The sequence below is a fragment of the Paracoccus gahaiensis genome (genome assembly GCF_005048225.1).
Lineage (GTDB): Bacteria > Pseudomonadota > Alphaproteobacteria > Rhodobacterales > Rhodobacteraceae > Paracoccus > Paracoccus gahaiensis.
The window spans coordinates 215,792-238,387 of sequence record NZ_SUNI01000003.1; the positions used below are offsets into that span (position 1 = coordinate 215,792).

Genomic DNA, 22,596 nt, shown 5'->3' on the forward strand with positions numbered 1-22,596 from the left:
TTTGAGCAAAGAAGAAGCCCGCATTTCTCTTTTGCCCAAATACCCCCGCCGGAGGCGGAACGCGGCTTCACGACAGCGCTTTCGTGGTGGACGCGACCATGATGCCGGAAGCGGGGCAGGAACCAGGATCCGTCAGGCGGCGGGCGGCGATCGTCATGGCACGGGTCCTTGCAGGCAAAGGGAAGGGCCGCGCAGGCGTCTCCTGCGCGGCCCGGGATCGGGCTCGGGTCAGGCGTCGGCCTTGGCGACCGGAACCAGAGGGCGGATGCGCAGGCGGGTGATGCGGTTCTCGCGCCGCGTCACCACCTCGAAGCGGTAGCCGTGGAAGCTGAACACCTGGCCCTGATCGGGGATCGACTGCGCCATGTGGATGACCAGGCCTGCGACGGTGTTGGCCTCCTCGTCGGGCAGGGTCCAGTCCAGCTGGCGGTTCAGGTCGCGGATGGTCATGCCGCCCTCGACCAGATAATCGCCGGTGGCGTTCGGCTTGAGGGTCTGGTCCTCTTCGGTGTCATGCTCGTCGGCGATCTCGCCCACGATCTCCTCGATGATGTCCTCCAGCGTGATCAGGCCGCGCAGGCTGCCATATTCGTCGACGACCAGCGCGAAATGCGTCCGGCGTTTCAGGAACTCGCGCATCTGCTCGTCCAGCGCGCTGGTCTCGGGGACGAAATAGGGCGGCATGACGACATCCATGATGTCGAACTTGCGCGCGACCTGGGCATCGCCCGCATCGCGCACGGCGCGGTTGACGGCGCGCAGCAGGTCCTTGGCATGGACCACGCCCACGATGTTCTCGCGCTCTTCGCGATAGACCGGCAGGCGGGTGTGGGGGCTTGCCAGCACCGTCTCCAGGATCGTCTCGGGCGGCAGCGAACCGTCGATCATCTGGATCTCGCTACGGTGGCGCATGATCTCCTCCACCGTGCGGTTGCCCAGGTCCAGCGCGCCCAGCAGGCGGTCGCGGTCCTCCTTGTTGACGGCGCCCTGCGCGTGGCCGATGGACAGCGCGCCCTCGATCTCTTCCTCGATCGAGAACATGTGCTTGCCGGGATCGGTCTTCAGACCGGCGACCGACAGGATCAGGTTCACGATGGCACGGACCACGGTGACCACCGGGGCCAGGATGATGGTCAGGATGCGGATCGGGCGGGCCACGAGGCTCGCGACCTTCTCGGGCGACGAGATGGCATAGGTCTTGGGCATCACCTCGGAGAAGATCAGCACCAGGATCGTCATGACCAGCGTGGCGATGGCCACGCCGCTGGCACCCAGCAGCCGGGTGAACAGCGCGGTCGCAAGGCTGGCGGCCAGGATGTTGACGACGTTGTTGCCCAGAAGGATGGCGCCGATCAGCTTCTCGCTGTCGGCGGTCACCTTGATGGCCGCGTCGGCGCCGCTGTCGCCGCGATCGGCCCGGGCGCGCAGCTTGGCCTTGCTGGCCGCTGTCAGCGCCGTCTCGGATCCCGAGAAGAAGCCCGACAGGATCAGGCAGACGAGAATGGCTCCGATGGTCAGGAGGGCTGCGAAGTCTAAGGCAGAGGATGGGTCGTCCATGGGTCCTTGATCAGGTTGCAGGTTTGGGGGCCGGATTGGCCGAGGTCTGAACGTCGGCCAGCGGGTGATGGTTCAGGACCAGATCGCGCATGCGATTGTCCAGAACATGGGTGTAGATCTCGGTCGAGCCCAGATCGGCATGGCCCAGCAGCATCTGGATCGAGCGCAGGTCCGCGCCACCTTCCAGCAGATGCGTGGCAAAGGCGTGACGGATGACATGGGGCGTGACCCGGGTCGGGTCGAGTCCCGCCGCCACCGCCATCTGGCCCAGAAGCCGCGAGAAGCTTTGCCGGGGCAGGTGGCCGGCAGCGCCCGGGGCGGGAAACAACCAGCGCGCGCCGCGCCCGGCCAGAAGCCGATAGAGCGCGCTGCCCTGCGGGGCACTGTCGCGCAGGGCCAGCCAGTCGCGCATCGCGGCGCGGGCGGCGGGGCCCAGGGGGACCATGCGCTCCTTGCCGCCCTTGCCGCGGATCACCAGCGCGGCCGGATCGCCCCGGCAGCCCGCCACGGGCAGGCTGACCAGCTCGCTGACCCGCATGCCGGTGGCATAGAGCAGTTCCATCAGGCACAGGTTGCGGGCCCGGTCCACGGGGGTGCGGCCCAGATCGGCGGCGGCGGTCAGCAGCGCCATGATCTGGTCGCGGTCCAGCGTGCGGGGAACCCGCTTGGCCCGGCCGGGGCCGCTGATGCGGATGGCGGGGTCATCCTCGCGCCAGCCCTCGTCCAGCGCGAAGCGGGTGAACTGGCGGATCGCCGACAGGCGGCGCGCGCGGGTGGCGCGCGACAGGCCCTGCGCGTCGCAGAAGGACAGATAGTCCTCGACCTGCTCGCGGGTCAGCCCGGCCAGCGCCAGCCCGCGCCGCCCCAGCCAGTCCGACAGGTCGCGCAGGTCGCGCCCATAGGCGAGCAGCGTGTTGCGCGCGGCCCCCGCCTCGGCCGCCTGCGCGTCCAGAAAGGCCGAGATGGCGGTGTGATCGCGGCTCATGGGCTGGCCGCCATCTGTGGCATCAGCGCGATCTGCGTCTGCGCCCGGTCGGCATCCTCGGCCAGACCCAGGGCGCGCAGCATGGCGATGCCGCGCGCGGCACGGGCCAGATCGCCCTCCAGCCCCGCATCGATATCGGTCATCGCGGCCAGCAGCGCCTCACCCCGCTGCGCGGCGGGGGGCGGGGGCACGGGGGCGGCCAGCTCGGGCGCGGGTTCGGGCACCGCGGCGCCGGGCAGCCCGGCAAAGGCGCGCAGAAGATCCGCGATCTCGGCGGCGCGCGGATCGGAGATGTCGCTGGCGGGATCGGCTGGCAGGTCAACGGCCACCATGCCGGCCAGCAGATCGGCCATGCCGGCGGCGCGGAACTCGTCGAAGGCCCGGGGCAGGGCCTGGGTCAGATCGCCCCCGGCCAGCGCCGCCTCCAGCGTGCGCAGGACGCTGGCGCGTTCCCAGACCCCGCCCGAGGCGGCGGGGCGCTGCTCGCCATAGATCTGGCGCAGGGCGGCGGGGGGCAGGGCGCCCGACCGGGCCAGACGTTCGGCCGCCTCCAGCCGCGCCTTGAAGCCGCTGTTTAGGCGCAGGTCGGATTGTGCGAAGGCCACCGGCAGGGGCAGGGTCGGCAGCGGCTGGCCCACCGCCTCGTGGATGCGGAATTCCAGCGGCGTCATGCGGTCCGCCGGGTCCAGCAGGTCGGGGCTGTCCACGAAGGCATCGTCCAAGAAATGCGTCAGCAGGATCGCCTGACGCTCGTCGATCACCCCAAGCGCCTCGGCCCCGTGCAGGCTGACGGCCGCCGCCGCCCAGTCCCCGGTCTGTGCCAGGCAGAAGATCCGCGCCGAGAAGCTGGGCGCGATGCCGGGGGTGCCGTTCATGATGGCGCAGGCGCGGCTCTCGTCGCCCTCCAGCAGGGCGATGTCGAACATGCGGCGAAAGATCTCGGGCTGGCCGGGACCGGCGGCAACCAGCAGGGCCTGCGCCTCGTCCAGCGCGCCCATGTCCAGCAGCCGGTCGGCCCGGGCCAGGAACAGCTGCCCGCGCGCCGCGCCGGCGGCGGCCTCGCCCGAGGGCGGGGCCAGCTGGGCGGTCAGCACGCGGCGCAGCAGCGCCTGCATGGAGGGCAGCCGGGCGGGGGTCGAGAGGATCATCTCGGCCAGCCGCTGCGGATCGCTGCCTGCCCACAGATCGACCGGCAGCCCGGCACGGCGCGGGCTTTGCGTGCCGGTCTGGTCGGGATCGCCCTGGTCCAGCCGCGTGACCTGCACCGGCCCCACCGCGCCGCTGGTCGCCACGGCCTGGGGGCGGGTGCCGGGACGGTCGGGCGGCGGCGCGTCGCCCGGGCGCCAAGCCGAGCTTTCGCGCGCGGGCCCGCGCACGCTGCCCGACAGCCAGTCGCTGGCCGACAGGGGCTGGCTCTGCGCCGCCGCCGTCAGGGGCAGCGCCAGCAGGGACAGCAGCAGGGCCGGTGCGGCGAGGAGGCGCGCGCAGATCCGCAAGGGGCCGGGATCAGTCATCGGCAGGGGCATCTGCGGCAGGCGCATCCGCGGTCGAGGCCGCAGGGGCCGCCGTCGCGGGCGGGGCCTGGTCCAGGGCCAGCGGGCTGCGGACCTCGTGGCGCGCCGGGGCCATGTCGCCGAAATAGGCATAGCCCGCCAGGCCGATCAGCCCGGCCAGAATCAGCACCACCAGCAGTTTCAACTTCCGCATTCCATTCGCCCTTGCTCGACCGCGTCTCGTTGGCCTCCGACCGCGTCCGGGTCGGTTCGGGTCGAATATAGATGGCAATTTCCGAAAGATCACGTCATTCAGTCACCCGATTGAGGGGACAGGCATGTCGAAGCGGCTCAGGCGCCATATCGTGCTGATCGGAATGATGGGCGCCGGCAAAACGGCGATCGGGTCGGAGCTGGCCCGACGGCTGCGCGTGCCCTTCACCGATTCCGACGCCGAGATCGAGGCCGCCGCCGCCATGTCGATCAGCGAGATCTTTGCCCGCGACGGCGAGGCGTTCTTCCGCGCCCGCGAATCCCAGGTGCTGGCGCGGCTTCTGGCCGGGCCACCGGGGATCATCTCGACCGGGGGCGGGGCGTGGATGCAGCCGCACAACCGCGCCCTGATCGCGGCGCGCGGGCTGTCGGTCTGGCTGAACTGTCCGCCCGAGCTGCTTTGGCACCGCGTCCGCCAGCGGCCCACCCGCCCCCTGCTGCAGACCGCCGACCCCAAGGGCACCCTTCTGCGCCTGCTGGACGAGCGCGCGCCCGTCTATGCGCAGGCCGGGCTGGAATTCCTGTCCCAGGCCGGCGACAGCATCGAGGCCTCGGCCACCCGCCTGATCGCGGCCCTCGCCGAGGCCGATCCGACCCTGATCCAGGAGATCCCATGACCGATCCCGTCACCGTCCATGTTCCCCTGGGCGCGCGCGCCTATGATGTCCGCATCGGCGCCGGGCTGCTGGCAGGGGCGGGCGCCCAGATCGCGCCGTTGCTGGCGCGGCCGCGCGTGGTCATCGTCACCGATGCGACCGTGGCAGGGCTGCATCTGGCGCCGCTGCAGGAGGCCCTGCGCGCGGCGGGCATCGCCAGCGAGGCGCTGGTCCTGCCCGCAGGCGAGGGCACGAAAAGCTGGCCGCATCTGACCGCCTGCGTCGAATGGCTGCTGGACCAGCAGGTCGAGCGGCGCGACATGGTACTGGCGCTTGGCGGCGGCGTGATCGGCGATCTGGTGGGCTTTGCGGCGGCGATCCTGCGGCGCGGCGTCCGCTTCGTGCAGTTGCCCACCACGCTTCTGGCGCAGGTCGACAGCAGCGTCGGCGGCAAGACCGGCATCAACAGCCCGCGCGGCAAGAACCTGATCGGCGCCTTCCACCAGCCCTCGCTGGTGCTGGCCGACATCGACGTGCTGGACACGCTGAGCGCGCGCGACTTCCTGTCGGGCTATGGCGAGGTGGCGAAATACGGCCTGCTGGGCGATGCCGATTTCTTTGCCTGGCTGGAGGAGAACGGCCCAGGCTTGCGCGACGATCCTGCGCTGCGCCAGCACGCGGTGGCCCATGCCGTCGCCATGAAGGCCGGCATCGTCACCCGCGACGAGACCGAGCAGGGCGAACGCGCGCTGCTGAACCTGGGCCATACCTTCGGACATGCGCTGGAGGCGGCCACCGGCTATTCCGACCGGCTGCTGCATGGCGAGGGGGTGGCGGTCGGCTGCGCGCTGGCCTTCGACCTGTCGGCGCGGATGGGGCTGTGTTCGCAAGAGGACCCAAGCCGCGTGCTGGCGCATCTGGCGGCGATGGGCCTGCCCGCGCGCCTGTCCGACATCCCGGGCGACCTGCCGGACGACGCGGCGCTGATCGCGCTGATGGGTCAGGACAAGAAGGTCGTCGACGGGCAGCTGCGCTTCGTTCTGGCGCGCGGCATCGGCGCGGCCTTCGTCAGCGATGCGGTCGAGGCGGAGATGCTGCAGTCCGTCCTGCACGACGCCCGCTAAGCGGCAAAGCCCGGGCGGCCCCCATCGAGGGGCCCGCCCAGGCTGGCTGTCGCCGGCCCCTGCCGACGGGTCGGGTCGGGTCGGATCAGGCGGCGCGGCGGGGGTTGAGCATCGCGGCGACCATCTCGTCCGCGACCTCGGCGGGGGCGCGGCCGGTCTGCGCGGCGCGGGCCAGCATGTCGCCCACGCGCCCGGCGATGGCTGTCAGACGCTCCAGCCGCCAGGCATCGGGCTTGCCGTGGATCTCGCTGGCCACGCTGATGATGCCGCCCGCATTCACCACGTAATCGGGCAGATAGGTGACTCCCCGCGCCGCCAGGGCCCCGGCCACGCCGTCATGGGCCAGCTGGTTGTTGGCCGCGCCGCAGATCAGGCTGGCGGACAGATCCTGCGCGGTCTGATCGGTCAGCACGCCGCCAAGCGCGCAGGGGGCAAAGATCTCGACCGACTGGTCGAAGACGGCATCGGGGGCGCAGACCGCCGCGCCCAGCCTGCGGGCCGCCGCCTGCAGGGCCGTGGCATTGATGTCGGTAAGGGTCAGCCGCGCCCCGGCCTTGGCCAGCTTTTCGGCCAGGGACAGGCCCACATGGCCCAGGCCCTGCACCAGCACACGCCGCCCGGTCAGGTCGGCGGTGCCGAAGACATGGCCCGCGCCAGTCTGCAGGCAGCGGAACACCCCCTCGGCGGTCCAGGGCGAGGGGTCGCCCGAGGCCCCCGACAGGCCCACGGCAAAGCGCGTCGCCTCGGCGGCATGGGCCATGTCCTCGGGCGAGATGCCCACATCCTCGGCGGTCCAGTAGCAACCCTCCAGTGCCTCGACGGCCTGCCCGAAGGCCCGCATCATCCGGGGCGTCTTGTCGGTGGCGGCATCGCCGATGATCACGGCCTTGCCGCCGCCCAGGCCCAGATCGGCCATGGCGTTCTTGTGGGTCATGCCGCGCGCCAGCCGCGTCACGTCCTGGATGGCCGCCGCGTCATCGGCATAGGACCACATCCGGCAGCCGCCCGCCGCCGGGCCGAGCGCGGTCGAATGCAGGCAGATCAGCGCGCGCAGCCCGGCCTCGGGCGCCTCGGCCAGAACGAGGCGCTCGAAACCCTCGGGGGCGGTCAGGTCGGTCAATGTCAGGGCCATCGGGGCAGCTTTCATGGGGGGTCGCGATGCGGGGGATCGTCGCAGAACTGTCGTCAATGTGCGCCGAACCGATGCGTTTGCAAGCGCAGGATCATTCGCAAAGACGCAAGGGGGCCCGCGCAACTTGCGCGACGTCAACGGGGAACGCCGCGACAGATCCCGTCGCGGCGCCTGTAACGCAGGGCGGCTCTGGGGCCATCCCGCGCGGTGGTGATTCGGAAGGGCGGTCCCTCAGAACGGGATCTCGTCGTCATATTCCGGCCGACCGCCACCGCCGCCCGAGGACGCGCCGCCGCCGCTACGCCCGGACGGGGCGCCCTGGTTGTAATCCTCGTAGCCGTCGCTCGAGCCGCCACCGCCCGAGGAACCACCCTGACCGCCGCCGCTGCGCCCGTCCAGCAGGGTCAGCTCGCCCCGATAGGGCCGCAGCACGACCTCGGTCGAATAGCGGTCGGCGCCCGACTGGTCCTGCCATTTGCGGGTCTCCAGCTGGCCCTCGATATAGACCTTGCTGCCCTTGCGCAGGTACTGCTCGGCGATCCGGCCCAGGGGCTCGGAGAAGATGGCGACGGTGTGCCACTGCGTGCGCTCCTGGCGCTCGCCGCTGTTCTTGTCCTTCCAGGTCTCCGAGGTGGCGATGCGCAGGTTCACCACCTTGCCGCCGTTCTGGAAGCTGCGCACCTCGGGGTCCTGCCCCAGATTGCCGACGATGATGACCTTGTTGACGCTGCCTGCCATGAGCGGATTCCTTGGATGATGTCGATTTGTCCCCGCGTCTAGCCCAGCCCGGACCACTCTCGCAAGGATTCCCGGTCATGGCGACGCGCAGGAACCCGCCCAAGGTCCTCCCGCCAGCCCGGCCCGGCACGCGCCGACTGGAAACGAGAAGGTTTTGATGTATAGTCGCCAGCAAAAGCGGCACCAAGCTGCGGTCGACATGAACGAGGGCGGACAAAGATGCAGCTGGGACATTTCCTGAAGTCGGCGCTGTGCGCGGGGCTGATCACCACCGTGGCGCTGCCGGTCGAGGCGCAGGGGCTCCGCCTGCAGGGCGACTCGTCGCGGTCGCGCGCCGAACAGTTCGCCCGCCAGACCCGGCTGATGGATTCGCGCCTGTCCACGCAGTACCAGTCCTCCAGCCGGTTGCAGCCGGGCGGGGCAGGGCGCGAGATTGCCCCCGAGATCGCGCCCGCCATTCCCCGCTATACCGGTCGGCGCAGCGAATACATGCCCCATGCCCGTCAGGCCGCGCAGCGCCACGGCATCCCCGAGGATCTGTTCCTGCGCCTCGTGCAGCAGGAATCGGGCTGGAACCCCAATGCCCGCTCGCACAAGGGCGCGATGGGACTGGCGCAGCTGATGCCCGGGACGGCGGCCAAGCTGGGCGTGAACCCCACCGATCCGGTGCAGAACCTGAACGGCGGCGCGCGCTATCTGCGGATGATGTACAATCAGTTCGGCAACTGGACCCTGGCGCTGGCGGCCTATAACGCGGGCCCGGGCGCGGTGCAGAAATACGGCGGCATCCCGCCCTTCCGCGAGACGCGCAACTACGTCCGCATCGTCGCGGGCAGCTGATCGCCTGTCCCTAGGATCGATCGCGGGGGGATCAGTCCCGCAGCCCGGTCCGCTTCAGCAGGCCCTTGCGCCGCGCCTCATAGTAGTAGCCGCGCGTGTACCACATGATCGCCGCATCGGAATCGCCCTCGGCCACCAGCCAGGCGCCGCGCAGATACCGCACCCCATAGCGCAGGTTGGTATCGGCATCCAGCAGACCCTGATCCGGCCCGCGATAGCCCATGGTCCGCGCCGTCTGCGGCGCGATCTGCATCAGCCCGTAATAGCGACCGTTGCGTGCGCCCGGGCGGTGCTGCGACTCGCGGATCACCACGCGCTGAACCAGCGCGGCGGGCACGCCGTTCTGGCGCGCCCAGTAATTGATCCGCCGCCGCAGATAGGGCGTCTCGTTTGGGTACAGCCCCGATCCGGTGACCCGCCCGTCCGGACCCGAGGACCGCCGCCCCCCGCCACAGGCCGCCAAGGCCAGCACCGACAGCAGCATCCCGCGCCGGCCCAGCTTCGGTCCCGAAATATCCTGGGGGGTGAGGCGCGCCAGCGCCAAGGGGGGCAACGCCCCCCTTCCTGCCGCGTTCTCAGACATGGATGGACTCAGGCATGGATGGCGCCGGACCCGCAGGCCAGCGCCGCCTCGCGCACGGCTTCCGAGACGGTCGGATGCGCATGGCAGGTCAGGGCCAGATCCTCGGCCGAGGCGCCGAATTCCATCGCCACGCAGACCTCGTGGATCAGATCACCCGCCGACGGGCCGATGATGTGGCAGCCCAAGATCCGGTCCGTCTCGGCATCGGCGATTAGCTTGACGAAGCCCTCGCCCTGGAACTGCGCTTTCGCGCGGGCATTGCCCATGAAGGGAAACTTGCCGATCCTGATCTTGCGGCCGCCCTCCTTCGCCTGCTCCTCGGTCAGACCGACGCTGGCAACCTCGGGGGTGGTGTAGATCACCGCCGGGATGACGCCATAGTTCACATGGCCATGCTTGCCGGCGATGACATCGGCCACGGCCATGCCCTCGTCCTCGGCCTTGTGGGCCAGCATCGGGCCGGGCACCGCGTCGCCGATGGCATAGATGCCCTTGACCGAGCTGGCCCAGTGAGCGTCGACCTTCACCTGGCCGCGATCGGTCATCGCGACGCCGAGCGCCTCGAGGCCCAAGCCTTCGACATGCGGGCGACGCCCGGTCGAGACGAGGACCACATCGGCCTCGAGGCTCTGCTGGCTGTCGTCCTTTCTCAGCGCGTAGGTGATCTTCGCGCCTCCCTCCGTCATCTCCGCCGAACTGACGGCGGCGCCCATGACGAACTTGAGGCCCTGCTTGGCCAGGATCTTGTGGAACTGCTTCTGGATCTCGGTATCGAGGCCGGGGGTGATCACGTCGAGATACTCGACCACCGTCACCTCGGCGCCCAAGCGGGCATAGACCGACCCCAGCTCCAGCCCGATCACGCCCGCGCCGATCACGATCATGGATTTCGGGATCTTCGGCAGGACCAGCGCGCCGGTCGAATCGACGATGGTGCCGCCCTCGTTGTCGACCTCGACGCCCTTCAGGGCGGCGGGCGACGAGCCGGTGGCGATGACGATGGCCTTGGCCTCGTGCTCGGTTTCGCCGACCTTGACGCGGCCGGGGGCGGGGATGCTGGCCCAGCCCTTGATCCAGTCGATCTTGTTCTTCTTGAACAGGAACTCGATGCCCTTGGTGTTGCCTGCGACGGTGTCCGCCTTGTAGCTTTGCATCTTCGTCCAGTCGACCTCGACCGGGCTGGTCATCAGGCCCATCTTCTCGAAGTTCTCCTGCGACTCGTGCAGCAGGTGGCTGGCATGCAGCAGGGCCTTGGAGGGGATGCAGCCGACGTTCAGGCAGGTGCCGCCAAGCGCCTCGCGGCCCTCGACCACGCCCACCTTGAGGCCCAGCTGGGCGGCGCGGATGGCGCAGACATAGCCGCCGGGGCCGGCGCCGATCACGATCAGATCATACATGCGAATTCCTTTCGTCTGACCGCGGACCGGGGGCTTCGCGCCCCCGGACCCCCGCGGGATATTTGGACCAAGATGAAGTCAGAAGAGGCTGGCAAGGATCATCACCACCGTGGCGGCGAAACCGATCGCCCAGATGATCGAGCGTCCGGGCACCCAGCCCAGCAGATAGGCAGGCACATAAAGGAGGCGGGCGGCGAGATAGATCCAGGCGCAGGCGGCGGTCAGCGTCGAGGCGGCCTCGCCGAGCGTCACCACGACCACCGCGAGGGTGAACATGATCAGCCCCTCGAAATGATTGGCGAAGGCGCGCTGAAGGCGGCCGGCCGTCCCGATCAGCTGGACCGAGACATTGTCGCGCGGGCCCATCGCAGCCTTGGGGCCGATCTGGCGTTGCGCCATGACCGAGAAGGCGGCGAACTGGGCCGTCTGCAGCAGGCCCGCCAGGGCCAGGACGGTGATCTCGGGCGACATCCTAGGCGGTTTCCAGGAAATGGGGCTCGGCGGCGGTGATGCCGGCCTGGGCGTTGAAGGTCGTGGCGGCGCCGTCCAGATAGTCGCGGGCGGCCTTGGCATTGGCGACCTGGAACAGGGCCCAGGACTGCCCGTCGCCCTCGCGCCAGAGCTGCAGCAGGGTCATGCCGTTGCGGCCCCGATCCTCGGCATCGGCGTCGAAGGCGCGGCGGAAGACGGTCGGGTCGGCATGGGCATAGCGGACGATCAGCTGCATGGGTCGGGCTCCGGCGAGGGTGGCCCGCCCCTGGGGATGCGGGCCGCAGGTAGCGGAGGGCGCGGGTGCGCGCCCCCCTCGGTGCGGATCAGAGATCCATCAGCAGGCGGCGGGGATCCTCAAGCGCCTCCTTGACGCGGACGAGGAAGGTGACCGCGCCCTTGCCGTCGACGACCCGGTGATCGTAGGACAGCGCCAGATACATCATCGGACGGATGACGATCTGACCGCCCACGACCATGGGCCGTTCCTGGATCTTGTGCATCCCGAGGATGCCCGATTGCGGGGGGTTCAGGATCGGCGAGGACATCAGCGAGCCGTAGACGCCGCCGTTCGAGATGGTGAAGGTGCCGCCCTGCATCTCGGCCATGGACAGCTTGCCGTCGCGACCCTTCAGGCCGAGCGCACCGATCTCCTTCTCGATCTCGGCAAAGCTCTTCTGGTCGGCATCGCGCACAACCGGAACCACCAGGCCCGAGGGCGTGCCCACGGCCACGCCCATATGGACGAAATTCTTGTAGACGACATCGGTGCCGTCGATCTCGGCATTGACCTCGGGGACTTCCTTCAGGGCGTGGCAGCAAGCCTTCACGAAGAAGGACATGAAGCCCAGCTTGACCTTGTGCTTCTTCTCGAAGGCGTCCTTGTATTCGTTGCGCAGACCCATCACGCCGGACATGTCGGCCTCGTTATAGGTCGTCAGCATGGCCGCGGTGTTCTGCGCGTCCTTCAGGCGGCGGGCGATGGTCTGGCGCAGTCGGGTCATCTTGACCCGCTCCTCGCGGTCGGCATCGCTGGCGTTCGACGGCGCGCGGGGGGCGGCGGCTTTCGGCGCGGGGGCCTGCGCCTTGGCCACGTCTTCCTTCATCACCCGACCGTCGCGGCCCGAGCCCTGGACCTGATCGCGGCTGACGCCCTTTTCGGCCATCGCCTTCTTGGCCGAGGGCGCGTCCTCGACATCGCTGCGGGGGGTCATCTCTTCGGGGCCGGCATTCTCCAGCACGGTGTCCTGCGCGTCCGAGGCCTTGGGCTTGGCCGGCGCGGCGCCGGCGGCGCCTTCGGTGATCACGGCGAGGCGGGCCTTGGCGTCGACGGTCGCACCTTCCTCGGCCAGGATCTCGGCCAGCACGCCGGCGGTGGGGGCGGGAACCTCGACCGAGACCTTGTCGGTTTCCAGCTCGCACAGCATCTCGTCGGCCTCGACGCGGTCGCCGGCCTTCTTGAACCAGGTGGCGACGGTGGCTTCGGTCACGCTTTCGCCCAAGGACGGGACCATCACGTCCACGGAATTGCCGCTCATTGTCGTCTTGTCCTCGGTCTTGTCGGCCGGTGCTTCGGCCTTGGCGGGTTTCGCGGCGGGCTGCTCGGCCTCGCCGCCTTCGGTGATCTGCGCCAGCAGCGCATCGGGGCCGACCGTCTCGCCCTCGGCGGCGACGATCTCGGCCAGGGTGCCGGCGGCGGGGCTGGGAACCTCGACGGTGACCTTGTCGGTCTCCAGCTCGCACAGCATTTCATCGACCTCGACCCGGTCGCCGGGCTTCTTGAACCAGGTGGCGATCGTGGCCTCGGTGACGGATTCGCCCAGGGTGGGCACGCGGACTTCGGTGGTCATCGGATCATCCTTCGAGGTTCAGAGCGTTGGCGACCAGCGCCTCTTGTTCGGCCTTGTGGCGCGAGGCGAGACCCGTGGCGACCGAGGCCGCCGCGTTCCGGCCCGCATAGCGCGCCCGCGTGTGCTTGGCGCCAAGCCGTTCCAGCGCCCATTCCAGATAGGGCTCGACAAAGCTCCAGCCGCCCTGGTTCTTGGGCTCTTCCTGGCACCAGATCACCTCGGCCTGCTTGAAGCGGCCCAGCTCTTTGACCATCGCCTGCGCGGGGAAGGGATAGAACTGTTCCAGACGCAGGATGTAGGTGTCGGTGATCTTCGCCTCGTCCCGCGCCTTCAGAAGGTCGTAATAGACCTTGCCCGAGCACAGCACGACGCGCTTGATCTGGTCGTCGGGGACCAGCTGCGTGGGCGAGGTGCCGCGCTGCGCATCGTCCCACAGCACGCGGTGGAAGGTGCTGCCGGTCTGGAATTCCGCCGCGGTGCTGACAGCCATCGGGTGGCGCAGCAGCGATTTCGGCGTCATCAGCACCAGAGGCTTGCGGAAGCCGCGATGCAGCTGGCGGCGCAGGATGTGGAAGTAGTTCGCGGGCGTGGTGCAGTTCGCGACGATCCAGTTGTCCTCGGCGCAGCCCTGCAGGAAGCGCTCCAGGCGGGCCGAGGAATGTTCCGGCCCCTGTCCCTCGAAGCCGTGCGGCAGCAGCATCACCAGCCCCGACATGCGCAGCCATTTCTTCTCGCCCGACGAGATGAACTGGTCGAACATGATCTGTGCGCCGTTGGCGAAATCGCCGAACTGCGCCTCCCAGAGGGTCAGGGTGTTGGGTTCGGCCAGCGAATAGCCGTACTCAAACCCCAGAACCGCATATTCCGACAGCATCGAATCGATGACCTCGTAGCGGGCCTGGCCTTCGCTGATGTTGTTCAGCGGATAGTAGCGTTCCTCGGACTTCTGGTCGGTGAAGGCCGAGTGGCGCTGGCTGAAGGTGCCGCGCGCGCTGTCCTGACCCGACAGGCGGACGCCATGCCCCTCGGTCACCAGCGAGCCGAAGGCCAAGGCTTCGGCGGTGGCCCAGTCAAAGCCCTCGCCGGTCTCGAACATCTGCTTCTTGGCCTCCAGAAGGCGGCCCACCGTCTTGTGCAGCGTCAGCCCGTCCGGCGCGGTGGACAGCGCGCGGCCGACCTGGGTCATCACCTCGGGAGCGATGCCGGTTTCGCCGGCCACGTAATCCGTGCCCTCGCGATCCATGCCCGCCCATTTGCCGTCCAGCCAGTCGGCCTTGTTCGGCTTGTAGTTCTTGCCGATCTCGAACTCTTCGTTCAGATGCGCCTGGAAGGCGGCCTTCATGTCCTCGATCTCGCCCTCGGGGATCAGGCCATCGGCGACCAGACGTTCCGTATAGAGCTGCAGCGTCGATTTCTGCTGCTTGATCTTGGTGTACATGGCCGGGTTCGTGAACATCGGCTCGTCGCCTTCGTTGTGACCGAAGCGGCGATAGCAGATGATGTCCAGAACCACGTCCTTGCGGAACTTCTGCCGGAACTCGATGGCCACGCGGGCGGCATGGACCACGGCCTCGGGATCGTCGCCGTTCACGTGGAAGATCGGCGCCTCGACCATCAGCGCGATGTCGGTCGGATAGGGCGAGGTGCGGCTGAAATGCGGCGCCGTGGTGAAACCGATCTGGTTGTTCACGACGATATGGATGCAGCCGCCCGTGCGGTGGCCCCGGATGCCCGACAGCTGCAGGCATTCCGCGACCACGCCCTGGCCGGCAAAGGCCGCATCGCCATGCAGCAGGATCGGCAGCACCGAGGTGCGATGCGTCGTGTCGCCCAGCTGATCGCTTTTCGCCCGCGCCTTGCCCAGAACGACCGGGTTCACGGCCTCGAGGTGGCTGGGATTGGCGGTCAGCGACAGGTGCACGGTATTGCCGTCGAACTCGCGGTCCGAGCTGGCGCCTAGGTGGTATTTCACGTCGCCCGAACCGTCCACATCCTCGGGCTTGAAGCTGCCGCCCTGGAATTCGTGGAAGATCGCGCGATAGGGCTTGCTCAGCACGTTGGCCAGCACCGACAGGCGGCCCCGGTGGGGCATGCCGAAGACGATCTCCTTCACGCCAAGCGCGCCGCCGCGCTTGATGATCTGCTCCATCGCCGGGATCAGCGCCTCGCCCCCGTCGAGGCCAAAGCGCTTGGTGCCCATGTATTTCACATGCAGGAACTTCTCGAAGCCCTCGGCCTCGACCAGCTTGTTCAGGATCGCGCGGCGCCCTTCGCGGGTGAAGGCGATCTCCTTGCCATAGCCCTCGATCCGCTCCTTCAGCCAGGCGGCCTCCTCGGGGTTCGAGATATGCATGTATTGCAGCGCGAAGGTGCCGCAATAGGTCCGGGTCATCAGGTCGGCGATCTGGCGGATCGAGGCGATCTCGAGGCCCAGCACATTGTCGATGAAGATCGGGCGGTCCATGTCACCGGGGCCGAAGCCGTAGGTGGCCGGGTCCAGCTCGCCGTTCTCGGGCATCTCGCGCAGGCCGAGCGGGTCCAGCTTGGCATGTAGGTGGCCGCGGATGCGGAAGGCGCGGATCAGCATCAGCGCGCGGATGCTGTCCAGCACCGCCTGGCGCACCTGGGCGGTCGACAGCGCAACGCCCTTTTCCCCGGCCTTCTCGACGATCTTCTTCGCCGCGGCGCCGGCATCGGCCTTGGAGGCCGCGGGCCATTCGCCCGTCAGCGCGGCGGTGGTATCGTCGGTGGCGGCGGGCGGCCAGTCGGCGCGGGCCCAGCTGGCGCCCTCGGCCTCGCGGATGGCGTCGTCCTGATCGTCGCCCAGACCCTGGAAGAAGGTGCCCCAGGCCGCGTCGACCGCCGCCGGATCCTTGGCCCACTGGCCGTAAAGCTGTTCCACCCAGGCCGCGTTATGGCCCTGCAGGAACGAGGAATCGTGAAAATCGGTGTTTTTTGGCTGGTCGGTCATGGCTGGTCCCCGTTCAGGGCAAATATGGGATGGGTCAGGCGCAGTAGATGTCGAAGAGGCGGGCACCGGGATCGGCCGAGGGATCGACCCTGGGCTGCTGCACGATGCGCAGCGGCGGTCGGCGTTCCAGACCGCAGAGCGCCACCGCCGCGCGGCTTTCGGCGCGGGGCAGGTCGGCGGGCGGGATGGCTGAGGGCTGATAGATCACCCGCCAGCCGAAGGCGCGACGGGCGACCGTGCGGACGCTGGCGGGCGGCAGCCCGCTGGCCGCGTGCAGGTCGGTGCGGGCCGGGATGCCGCCGGGCAGGATGTCGTTCGTCATCCGGTCCCCGCAGGCGGTCAGGCCCAGAAGGGCGATCAGCGACAGCGGAACACCACGACCGGTCGCAAGCTGCGTCCGGCGTGGCTGTGGCGCGATGGCGCGCTGTGCTGTCACTGTGTCGGCCCCTTTCGTGATGGCTGCCCGCCCCCCGTACATAAGCATGAGGGGCGGGCAATCAAATCATCATCCCTTGATCGCGCGCAGAACCGCCTCGCCCAGACCGGCGGGGCTGTCCGCGACGACGATCCCGGCCTTCTTCATGGCCTCGATCTTGGATTCCGCATCGCCCTTGCCGCCCGAGACGATCGCGCCGGCATGGCCCATGCGACGGCCCGGAGGCGCGGTGCGCCCGGCGATGAAGCCTGCGGTCGGCTTCCAGTTGCCCTTGGCCTTCTGCTCGGCCAGGAACTCGGCGGCCTCTTCCTCGGCCGATCCGCCGATCTCGCCGATCATGATGATCGATTCGGTCTCGGGATCGTCCAGGAACATGCGCAGCACGTCGATATGTTCCATCCCCTTGATCGGGTCGCCACCGATGCCGACGGCCGAGGACTGGCCCAGACCCACGTCCGAGGTCTGCTTGACCGCTTCATAGGTCAGCGTGCCCGAGCGCGACACGACGCCCACGGACCCGCGACGGAAGATGCTGCCCGGCATGATGCCGATCTTGCATTCGTCCGGCGTCATGATGCCGGGGCAGTTCGGCCCGATCAGGCGCGACTGCGATCCCTGCAGGGCGCGCTTGACGCGCATCATGTCCAGCACCGGGATGCCTTCGGTGATGCAGACGATCAGCGGCACCTGCGCGTCGATGGCCTCCAGGATCGAATCCGCCGCGAACGGGGGCGGGACATAGATCACGGACGCATTCGCGCCGGTCACCGCCACGGCCTCGTGGACCGAGTTGAACACGGGCATGCCCAGATGGTCCGTGCCACCCTTGCCGGGCGTGACGCCGCCGACCATCTGCGTGCCATAGGCGATCGCCTGTTCGGTGTGGAAGGTGCCTTGGGATCCGGTGATCCCCTGGCAGATGACTTTGGTATTCTTGTCGACGAGAACGGCCATCATGGCCTCCTTGCGTAAGCCGCGCACCTGCGCGGCGATGTTCCAGAGGAGGGCGCGCGGCTGTCGCGCGCCCGGATGGATCAGCCCTTGACCGCTTTCACGATCTTCTCGGCGCCGTCCTTGAGGTCGTCGGCGGCGATCACGTTCAACCCGCTGTTGGCGATGATCTCCTTGCCCAGTTCCACGTTCGTGCCTTCCAAACGCACGACCAGCGGGACCTGCAGGCCGACTTCCTTCACGGCGGCGATGATGCCTTCCGCGATGATGTCGCAGCGCATGATGCCGCCGAAGATGTTGACCAGGATGCCTTTGACGTTGGGATCCGAGGTGATGATCTTGAACGCCTCGGTGACCTTCTCGGTGGTCGCACCGCCGCCCACGTCCAGGAAGTTGGCGGGCTCGGCCCCGAACAGCTTGATGATGTCCATCGTGGCCATCGCCAGACCGGCGCCGTTGACCATGCAGCCGATCTCGCCGTCCAGCGCGATGTAGTTCAGGTCGAACTTGGAGGCGGCCAGCTCCTTGCTGTCCTCCTCGGTCTCGTCGCGCAGGGCCAGGATGTCCTGCTGGCGATAGAGCGCGTTGTTGTCGAAGCCCATCTTGGCGTCGAGGCACTTGATCTGGCCCTCGGGGGTCACGATCAGCGGGTTGATCTCCAGCATCTCCATGTCTTTTTCGATAAACATGCGATAGAGGTTCTTGACCAGGGCCACGCATTGCTTGACCTGCGCGCCCTCCAGACCCAGGGCGAAGGCCACGCGGCGGCCGTGGAAATCCGACAGGCCCGAGGCGGGATCGACGCTGAAGGTCACGATCTTCTCGGGGGTGTGCTCGGCCACCTCCTCGATGTCCATGCCGCCCTCGGTCGAGGCGACGAAGCTGACGCGGCTGGTCTGGCGATCGACCAGCAGGGCCAGGTACAGCTCGCGCGAAATGTCGCTGCCGTCCTCGATATAGATGCGGTTGACCTGCTTGCCGGCCGGTCCGGTCTGGTGCGTGACCAGCGTGCGGCCCAGCATCTGGCGGCTCATCTCTTCGGCCTCGGTGACCGACTTGGCCAGGCGCACGCCGCCCTTCTCGCCGGCGGCGGCTTCCTTGAAGCTGCCCTTGCCGCGTCCACCTGCGTGGATCTGCGCCTTGACCACCCAGAGCGGGCCGTCCATTTCGCCTGCGGCCGATTTGGCCTCGTCGGCCTTCATCACGATGCGGCCATCGCTGACCGGCGCGCCGTATTGACGCAGCAGCGCCTTGGCCTGGTATTCGTGAATGTTCATCGCGACCCCCTCGTTCGGTTCGACTGATTTGGGGCGTTGTGCCACAGGGCGAGGGCTGTCTGAAACGGAATCCCCGTAAAATGCCGAAAACCGGCGGGAAGTCGCTTAATGTGATCACAGGTAGAAAGGCTGTGATCACAAAGTGTCCGGCAGTAGAGGTAGCCCGGGTGATTCGCACGTGGAACAGTCACGTTCAGGTGAGCGGCCAAGTGTAAACCCCGCATCCCCGCGCCCCGCGAAGGGCCGACATGCAAACGGCGCGTCCGGGGACGCGCCGCAGGTCAGTCTAGGGACGGCAGGATCAGGCGAGGCTGGAATCGATGCCCTTGCAGGCCTCGACCAAGCCCTTCACGGCGTCGATGGACTTGTCGAACATCGCCTGCTCGTCACGGTCCAGCTTGATGTCGATGACCTTCTCGACCCCGCCCGCGCCGATCACGGTCGGGACGCCCACATACATGCCCTTGAGGCCATAGGCGCCGTCCACATGCGCCGCGCAGGGCAGCACGCGCTTCTGGTCCTTGAGATAGGCCTCGGCCATCTCGATGGCGCTGGTCGCGGGGGCATAGAAGGCGCTGCCGGTCTTCAGCAGGCCGACGATCTCGGCGCCGCCGTCGCGGGTGCGCTGCACGATTCCGTCCAGCTTCTCTTGCGTGGTCCAGCCCATCTTGACCAGATCGGGCAGCGGGATGCCCGCGACCGTGGAATAGCGGGTCAGCGGCACCATCGTGTCGCCATGCCCGCCCAGCACGAAGGCCGTCACGTCGCGCATCGAGACGTTGAACTCCAGCGACAGGAAATGGCGGAAGCGGGCCGAATCCAGCACGCCGGCCATGCCGCAGACCTTGTTGTGGGGCAGGCCCGAGAACTCGCGCAGCGCCCAGACCATGGCGTCCAGCGGGTTGGTGATGCAGATCACGAAGGCGTCGGGGGCATGCTTGGCAATGCCCTCGCCCACGGATTTCATGACCTTGAGGTTGATGCCCAACAGGTCGTCGCGGCTCATGCCCGGCTTGCGCGGCACGCCTGCGGTGACGATGCAGACATCGGCGCCGGCGATGTCTGCGTAATCGTTGGCGCCCTTCATGCGGGCATCGAAGCCCTCGGACGGGCCGGACTGAGCGATGTCCAGGGCCTTGCCCTGCGGCGTGCCTTCCGAGATGTCGAACAGGACGACATCGCCCAGCTCCTTCATCGCGACCAGATGCGCCAGCGTGCCGCCGATCTGCCCCGCACCGATAAGTGCGATTTTGGGTCGGGCCATGGGTAACCTCCGAATGCTGTGGTGGAATGTTGCGGCAGGGGTAAGGGGTCGTGCATGAATGCGCAAGGGATCGCCACGCGCCGGGGCCACTGATGGCGCCAACACTTGCCAATCGCCCGGTCGCGCGCCACAGCTTGCGCGTCATGCAGGGGGAGAGGGGCCTGATGCTGGAGCTGTCGGTCACGGGCTGGGCGCTGGCCGTGGTGGCGGCCATCGCGGTGGGCCTGTCCAAGGGCGGGCTGGCGATGGTGGGCATCATCTCGGTCCCGCTGATGTCGCTGGTCATGTCGCCGGTGCAGGCGGCGGGGCTGCTGCTGCCGATCTATGTCGTCTCGGATGTGGGCGGGCTGATCGCCTTCCGGCGCAATTTCGACCGCCGCGTGCTGATGCTGGCCCTGCCGGGCGCGATGGCGGGGATCGCGGTGGGCTGGGCCACGGCCAGCATCGTGCCGGTTCGGGGCGTGACGCTGATCGTGGGCGTCATCGGGCTGGGATTCGCGCTGAACGCCCTGATCCGCCCACTGCGGGAGGGTGCGCCGCGCCGCGCCTCGGGGGCGGCGGCGACGATCTGGGGCGGGATGGCGGGCTATACCAGTTTCGTCAGCCATGCGGGCGCGCCCCTGTGGCAGGTCTATGCCCAGCCCCTGCGCCTGTCGCCGCTGATCTATGCGGGCACGACCACCTGGTTCTTCGCCATCGGCAACTGGATCAAGCTGATCCCCTATGCCGCGCTCGGGCAGCTGTCGCTGGCCAATCTGGCGACGGCGGCGGTGCTGATGCCCCTGTCGCTGGTGGCGGTCTGGGCGGGGCTGCGGCTGGTCCGGGTGATTCCGCCGAAGCTGTTCTACCAGTTGATCACCTGGGGGCTGCTGGCCGTGTCGCTGCGGCTGATCTGGCAGGCCGTCGCGGGCTGATGCCGCAGTGCGGCAATTTCGGCTTGCCATTTGTGGCGCGCCGGGGCAGCGTCGCGCAACATCATTGCCCGGAGGTTCCGCATGGCCCGCCCCTATCGCTCGGTTCTCTATATCCCCGCCGCCAATGCCCGCGCGATGGAGAAGGCGCGCGGCCTGGCCGCCGATGCGATCATCTTCGACCTGGAGGATGCCGTCGCCCCTGACGCCAAGCCTGCCGCCCGGGCGTCGCTGGCCGAGGCGCTGGCCCAGGATTACGGCGCCCGGGCGCGGATCGTGCGGATCAACGCGCTGACCTCGGCCTGGGGCGAGCAGGACGCGCGGGCCTGCATCGACCTGCCCGCCGATGCGGTGCTGATCCCCAAGGTGGACAGCCCCGCCGATCTGGACCGGGTGGCCGCGCTGATCCCCGACACGCCGCTCTGGGCGATGATGGAGACGCCCTTGGGCATGCTGAACGCCGCCGCCATCGCCGCCCATCCGCGCCTGCAGGGCATGGTGATGGGCACCAACGATCTGGCCAAGGAGCTGGGCAGCCGCCACCGCGCCGACCGCCTGCCGATGATGGCCGGGCTGGGGCTGTGCCTGCTGGCGGCCAAGGCGCATGGGGTGGTGATCGTCGACGGCGTCTTCAACGCCTTCAAGGACGAGGACGGGCTGCGCGCCGAATGCGAGCAGGGCCGCGACATGGGCTTTGACGGCAAGACCCTGATCCATCCCGCGCAGCTGGACATCGCCAATGCCGCCTTCGCCCCCTCGGAGGCCGAGGTCGACACGGCCCGGCGCCAGATCGAGGCCTTCGAGGCCGCCGCCGCCGAGGGCAGGGGGGTGGCCGTCGTGGATGGCCGGATCGTCGAGAATCTGCATGTGGACACCGCCCGCAAGACCCTGGACCGGGCAGAGGCGATTGCGGCCATGGCGCAATAGGCGCAGTCTGCGCGCCGAAGCGATCCAGCGAAAGGAAGCCAGATGCTGATCCTCATTCTAGGTGTGGCCCTGTGGTGGGCCGCCCACCTGTTCAAGCGCGTCGCGCCCGAGCGGCGGGCGGCGATGGGCGACCGGGGCAAGGGGCTGGTGGCCGTGCTTCTGGTGATCTCGGTCCTGCTGATGGTGGTGGGCTACCAACGGACCTATGGCCCGGTCTGGTGGGACCGCACGGCGGCCACCACGGGCATCAACAACCTGCTGATCGTCGTCGCCTTCTACTTCTATGCGGCGGACGGGATGAAGACCCGCATCACCGCCCATGTGCGCCACCGGCAGCTGACGGGCTTCGCGCTCTGGGCGCTCGCGCATCTGCTGGTGAACGGCGATCTGGCGGCGGTGATCCTGTTCGGCGGCCTGTTGGCCTGGGTGCCGGTCGAGATGGCGATGATCAACCGCGCGGGCCCCTGGGTCCGCCCGACCGGACCCTTCCCGGCCCGCAAGGAGGCGATGGCCGTGGCCGGCGCCATCATCGTCACCATCGTCGTCGGCCTGATCCACGGCTGGATCGGCCCCTGGCCCTTCGGAGGTGCCTGATGACCACGCTCTATCGCTGCATCACCGAGGACGACACCTCGCAGTTCTGCCACCGCGTCAGCGAGGCCCTGTCCAAGGGCTGGTCGCTGCAGGGCAGCCCCACGATGGCGCATGATCCCGTCAAGGGGGTCATGCGCATGGCGCAGGCCGTGACCAAGCAGGTCACGGTCGACTATCACCCCGACATGAAGCTGGGCCAGCAATAGGA

At 68.6% G+C, this 22,596-nt stretch carries 23 protein-coding genes; 7 read left to right on the plus strand and 16 right to left on the minus strand.

Annotation, left to right across the window (positions count from 1 at the left end):
- Nucleotides 1–228: 228 nt before the first annotated feature.
- The 4 genes from FA743_RS05765 to FA743_RS05780 are packed head-to-tail and all read right to left on the minus strand — an operon-like array spanning nt 229 to nt 4,249.
- Nucleotides 229–1,557 carry an HlyC/CorC family transporter gene (locus tag FA743_RS05765; protein WP_136884919.1) on the minus strand — a complete coding sequence of 443 codons (1,329 nt, stop codon included), beginning with the start codon at nt 1,555–1,557 and terminating at the stop codon, nt 229–231.
- 10 nt (nt 1,558–1,567) lie between these two features.
- Entirely contained in the window at nt 1,568–2,542 is a 975-nt protein-coding gene (locus FA743_RS05770) for a tyrosine recombinase (protein ID WP_136884920.1), read from the minus strand.
- On the minus strand, nt 2,539–4,056 hold the full coding sequence (locus tag FA743_RS05775) for a hypothetical protein (protein WP_246054849.1): 1,518 nt from the start codon (nt 4,054–4,056) through the stop codon (nt 2,539–2,541). Before FA743_RS05775 ends, FA743_RS05770 begins: the two co-directional genes overlap by 4 nt.
- Nucleotides 4,049–4,249, minus strand: a complete 201-nt coding sequence (locus FA743_RS05780) for a hypothetical protein (protein WP_136884921.1) — start codon at nt 4,247–4,249, stop codon at nt 4,049–4,051. Before FA743_RS05780 ends, FA743_RS05775 begins: the two co-directional genes overlap by 8 nt.
- A 109-nt stretch (nt 4,250–4,358) precedes the next feature.
- Between FA743_RS05780 and FA743_RS05785 the strand changes: the two genes are divergently transcribed.
- Together FA743_RS05785 and aroB are read left to right on the plus strand one after the other, a co-directional pair.
- Complete coding sequence (locus tag FA743_RS05785) at nt 4,359–4,925, plus strand: shikimate kinase (protein WP_281281767.1); 567 nt, start codon at nt 4,359–4,361, stop codon at nt 4,923–4,925.
- The gene (gene aroB, locus FA743_RS05790; protein ID WP_136884923.1) at nt 4,922–6,028 is read left to right on the plus strand and encodes a 3-dehydroquinate synthase; all 1,107 of its coding nucleotides are present in this window, start codon (nt 4,922–4,924) and stop codon (nt 6,026–6,028) included. Before FA743_RS05785 ends, aroB begins: the two co-directional genes overlap by 4 nt.
- An 85-nt stretch (nt 6,029–6,113) precedes the next feature.
- On the opposite strand, the gene FA743_RS05795 is transcribed toward aroB, so the two are convergent.
- Both FA743_RS05795 and ssb read right to left on the minus strand, forming a co-directional pair.
- Nucleotides 6,114–7,160: a Leu/Phe/Val dehydrogenase gene (locus FA743_RS05795; RefSeq protein WP_136884924.1), complete on the minus strand. Its 1,047-nt coding sequence runs from the start codon at nt 7,158–7,160 to the stop codon at nt 6,114–6,116.
- Nucleotides 7,161–7,391: 231 nt separating this feature from the next.
- Nucleotides 7,392–7,898: a single-stranded DNA-binding protein gene (gene ssb, locus FA743_RS05800; RefSeq protein ID WP_136884925.1), complete on the minus strand. Its 507-nt coding sequence runs from the start codon at nt 7,896–7,898 to the stop codon at nt 7,392–7,394.
- A 219-nt stretch (nt 7,899–8,117) separates the two neighbouring features.
- Between ssb and FA743_RS05805 the strand changes: the two genes are divergently transcribed.
- Nucleotides 8,118–8,738, plus strand: coding sequence for a lytic transglycosylase domain-containing protein (locus FA743_RS05805; RefSeq protein WP_136884926.1), 621 nt, complete (start codon nt 8,118–8,120; stop codon nt 8,736–8,738).
- 31 nt (nt 8,739–8,769) lie between these two features.
- Here the strand turns inward: FA743_RS05805 and FA743_RS05810 are convergent, their stop codons facing one another.
- The 10 genes from FA743_RS05810 to mdh form a co-directional block, all read right to left on the minus strand.
- Nucleotides 8,770–9,222: a lytic transglycosylase domain-containing protein gene (locus tag FA743_RS05810; RefSeq protein ID WP_136885024.1), complete on the minus strand. Its 453-nt coding sequence runs from the start codon at nt 9,220–9,222 to the stop codon at nt 8,770–8,772.
- Nucleotides 9,223–9,329: 107 nt separating this feature from the next.
- Nucleotides 9,330–10,724: a dihydrolipoyl dehydrogenase gene (lpdA, locus tag FA743_RS05815; protein WP_136884927.1), complete on the minus strand. Its 1,395-nt coding sequence runs from the start codon at nt 10,722–10,724 to the stop codon at nt 9,330–9,332.
- Nucleotides 10,725–10,796: 72 nt separating this feature from the next.
- Nucleotides 10,797–11,189, minus strand: coding sequence for an MAPEG family protein (locus FA743_RS05820; RefSeq protein WP_136884928.1), 393 nt, complete (start codon nt 11,187–11,189; stop codon nt 10,797–10,799).
- A gap of 1 nt (nt 11,190) precedes the next feature.
- Nucleotides 11,191–11,445, minus strand: coding sequence for a hypothetical protein (locus tag FA743_RS05825; protein WP_136884929.1), 255 nt, complete (start codon nt 11,443–11,445; stop codon nt 11,191–11,193).
- Nucleotides 11,446–11,533: 88 nt separating this feature from the next.
- On the minus strand, nt 11,534–13,057 hold the full coding sequence (gene odhB / locus FA743_RS05830) for a 2-oxoglutarate dehydrogenase complex dihydrolipoyllysine-residue succinyltransferase (RefSeq protein WP_136884930.1): 1,524 nt from the start codon (nt 13,055–13,057) through the stop codon (nt 11,534–11,536).
- 4 nt (nt 13,058–13,061) lie between these two features.
- Nucleotides 13,062–16,028, minus strand: coding sequence for a 2-oxoglutarate dehydrogenase E1 component (locus FA743_RS05835; RefSeq protein ID WP_136884931.1), 2,967 nt, complete (start codon nt 16,026–16,028; stop codon nt 13,062–13,064).
- A gap of 34 nt (nt 16,029–16,062) precedes the next feature.
- Nucleotides 16,063–16,464, minus strand: a complete 402-nt coding sequence (locus FA743_RS05840; protein ID WP_136884932.1) for a hypothetical protein — start codon at nt 16,462–16,464, stop codon at nt 16,063–16,065.
- 69 nt (nt 16,465–16,533) lie between these two features.
- The gene (gene sucD / locus FA743_RS05845; RefSeq protein WP_136884933.1) at nt 16,534–17,418 is read right to left on the minus strand and encodes a succinate--CoA ligase subunit alpha; all 885 of its coding nucleotides are present in this window, start codon (nt 17,416–17,418) and stop codon (nt 16,534–16,536) included.
- A gap of 80 nt (nt 17,419–17,498) precedes the next feature.
- Nucleotides 17,499–18,692 carry an ADP-forming succinate--CoA ligase subunit beta gene (gene sucC, locus FA743_RS05850; protein WP_136884934.1) on the minus strand — a complete coding sequence of 398 codons (1,194 nt, stop codon included), beginning with the start codon at nt 18,690–18,692 and terminating at the stop codon, nt 17,499–17,501.
- 301 nt (nt 18,693–18,993) lie between these two features.
- Entirely contained in the window at nt 18,994–19,956 is a 963-nt protein-coding gene (gene mdh, locus FA743_RS05855) for a malate dehydrogenase (protein ID WP_136884935.1), read from the minus strand.
- Nucleotides 19,957–20,048: 92 nt separating this feature from the next.
- Here mdh and FA743_RS05860 point away from each other — a divergent pair, with 92 nt between their 5' ends.
- The 4 genes from FA743_RS05860 (at nt 20,049) to FA743_RS05875 (ending at nt 22,594) form a co-directional block, all read left to right on the plus strand.
- Nucleotides 20,049–20,870, plus strand: a complete 822-nt coding sequence (locus tag FA743_RS05860; protein WP_342774372.1) for a sulfite exporter TauE/SafE family protein — start codon at nt 20,049–20,051, stop codon at nt 20,868–20,870.
- Nucleotides 20,871–20,951: 81 nt separating this feature from the next.
- Nucleotides 20,952–21,794 (plus strand): HpcH/HpaI aldolase/citrate lyase family protein, encoded by an 843-nt coding sequence (locus tag FA743_RS05865; RefSeq protein ID WP_136884936.1) that lies wholly within the window; start codon nt 20,952–20,954, stop codon nt 21,792–21,794.
- Between the two features lie 42 nt (nt 21,795–21,836).
- On the plus strand, nt 21,837–22,388 hold the full coding sequence (locus FA743_RS05870) for an NnrU family protein (protein ID WP_136884937.1): 552 nt from the start codon (nt 21,837–21,839) through the stop codon (nt 22,386–22,388).
- Entirely contained in the window at nt 22,388–22,594 is a 207-nt protein-coding gene (locus tag FA743_RS05875) for a DUF1737 domain-containing protein (RefSeq protein ID WP_136884938.1), read from the plus strand. The genes FA743_RS05870 and FA743_RS05875 overlap by 1 nt, the downstream gene beginning before the upstream one ends.
- Nucleotides 22,595–22,596: the final 2 nt, after the last annotated feature.

Coding starts and splice junctions, on each gene's coding strand:
- FA743_RS05765 (WP_136884919.1), bottom strand. CDS start 1,557: ATGGACGACCCATCCTCTGCCTTAGACTTCGCAGCCCTCCTGACCATC.
- FA743_RS05770 (WP_136884920.1), bottom strand. CDS start 2,542: ATGAGCCGCGATCACACCGCCATCTCGGCCTTTCTGGACGCGCAGGCG.
- FA743_RS05775 (WP_246054849.1), bottom strand. CDS start 4,056: ATGACTGATCCCGGCCCCTTGCGGATCTGCGCGCGCCTCCTCGCCGCA.
- FA743_RS05780 (WP_136884921.1), bottom strand. CDS start 4,249: ATGCGGAAGTTGAAACTGCTGGTGGTGCTGATTCTGGCCGGGCTGATC.
- aroB (WP_136884923.1), top strand. CDS start 4,922: ATGACCGATCCCGTCACCGTCCATGTTCCCCTGGGCGCGCGCGCCTAT.
- FA743_RS05795 (WP_136884924.1), bottom strand. CDS start 7,160: ATGGCCCTGACATTGACCGACCTGACCGCCCCCGAGGGTTTCGAGCGC.
- ssb (WP_136884925.1), bottom strand. CDS start 7,898: ATGGCAGGCAGCGTCAACAAGGTCATCATCGTCGGCAATCTGGGGCAG.
- FA743_RS05805 (WP_136884926.1), top strand. CDS start 8,118: ATGCAGCTGGGACATTTCCTGAAGTCGGCGCTGTGCGCGGGGCTGATC.
- FA743_RS05810 (WP_136885024.1), bottom strand. CDS start 9,222: ATGCTGCTGTCGGTGCTGGCCTTGGCGGCCTGTGGCGGGGGGCGGCGG.
- FA743_RS05820 (WP_136884928.1), bottom strand. CDS start 11,189: ATGTCGCCCGAGATCACCGTCCTGGCCCTGGCGGGCCTGCTGCAGACG.
- FA743_RS05825 (WP_136884929.1), bottom strand. CDS start 11,445: ATGCAGCTGATCGTCCGCTATGCCCATGCCGACCCGACCGTCTTCCGC.
- odhB (WP_136884930.1), bottom strand. CDS start 13,057: ATGACCACCGAAGTCCGCGTGCCCACCCTGGGCGAATCCGTCACCGAG.
- FA743_RS05835 (WP_136884931.1), bottom strand. CDS start 16,028: ATGACCGACCAGCCAAAAAACACCGATTTTCACGATTCCTCGTTCCTG.
- sucD (WP_136884933.1), bottom strand. CDS start 17,418: ATGGCCGTTCTCGTCGACAAGAATACCAAAGTCATCTGCCAGGGGATC.
- sucC (WP_136884934.1), bottom strand. CDS start 18,692: ATGAACATTCACGAATACCAGGCCAAGGCGCTGCTGCGTCAATACGGC.
- mdh (WP_136884935.1), bottom strand. CDS start 19,956: ATGGCCCGACCCAAAATCGCACTTATCGGTGCGGGGCAGATCGGCGGC.
- FA743_RS05860 (WP_342774372.1), top strand. CDS start 20,049: ATGGCGCCAACACTTGCCAATCGCCCGGTCGCGCGCCACAGCTTGCGC.
- FA743_RS05865 (WP_136884936.1), top strand. CDS start 20,952: ATGGCCCGCCCCTATCGCTCGGTTCTCTATATCCCCGCCGCCAATGCC.
- FA743_RS05870 (WP_136884937.1), top strand. CDS start 21,837: ATGCTGATCCTCATTCTAGGTGTGGCCCTGTGGTGGGCCGCCCACCTG.
- FA743_RS05875 (WP_136884938.1), top strand. CDS start 22,388: ATGACCACGCTCTATCGCTGCATCACCGAGGACGACACCTCGCAGTTC.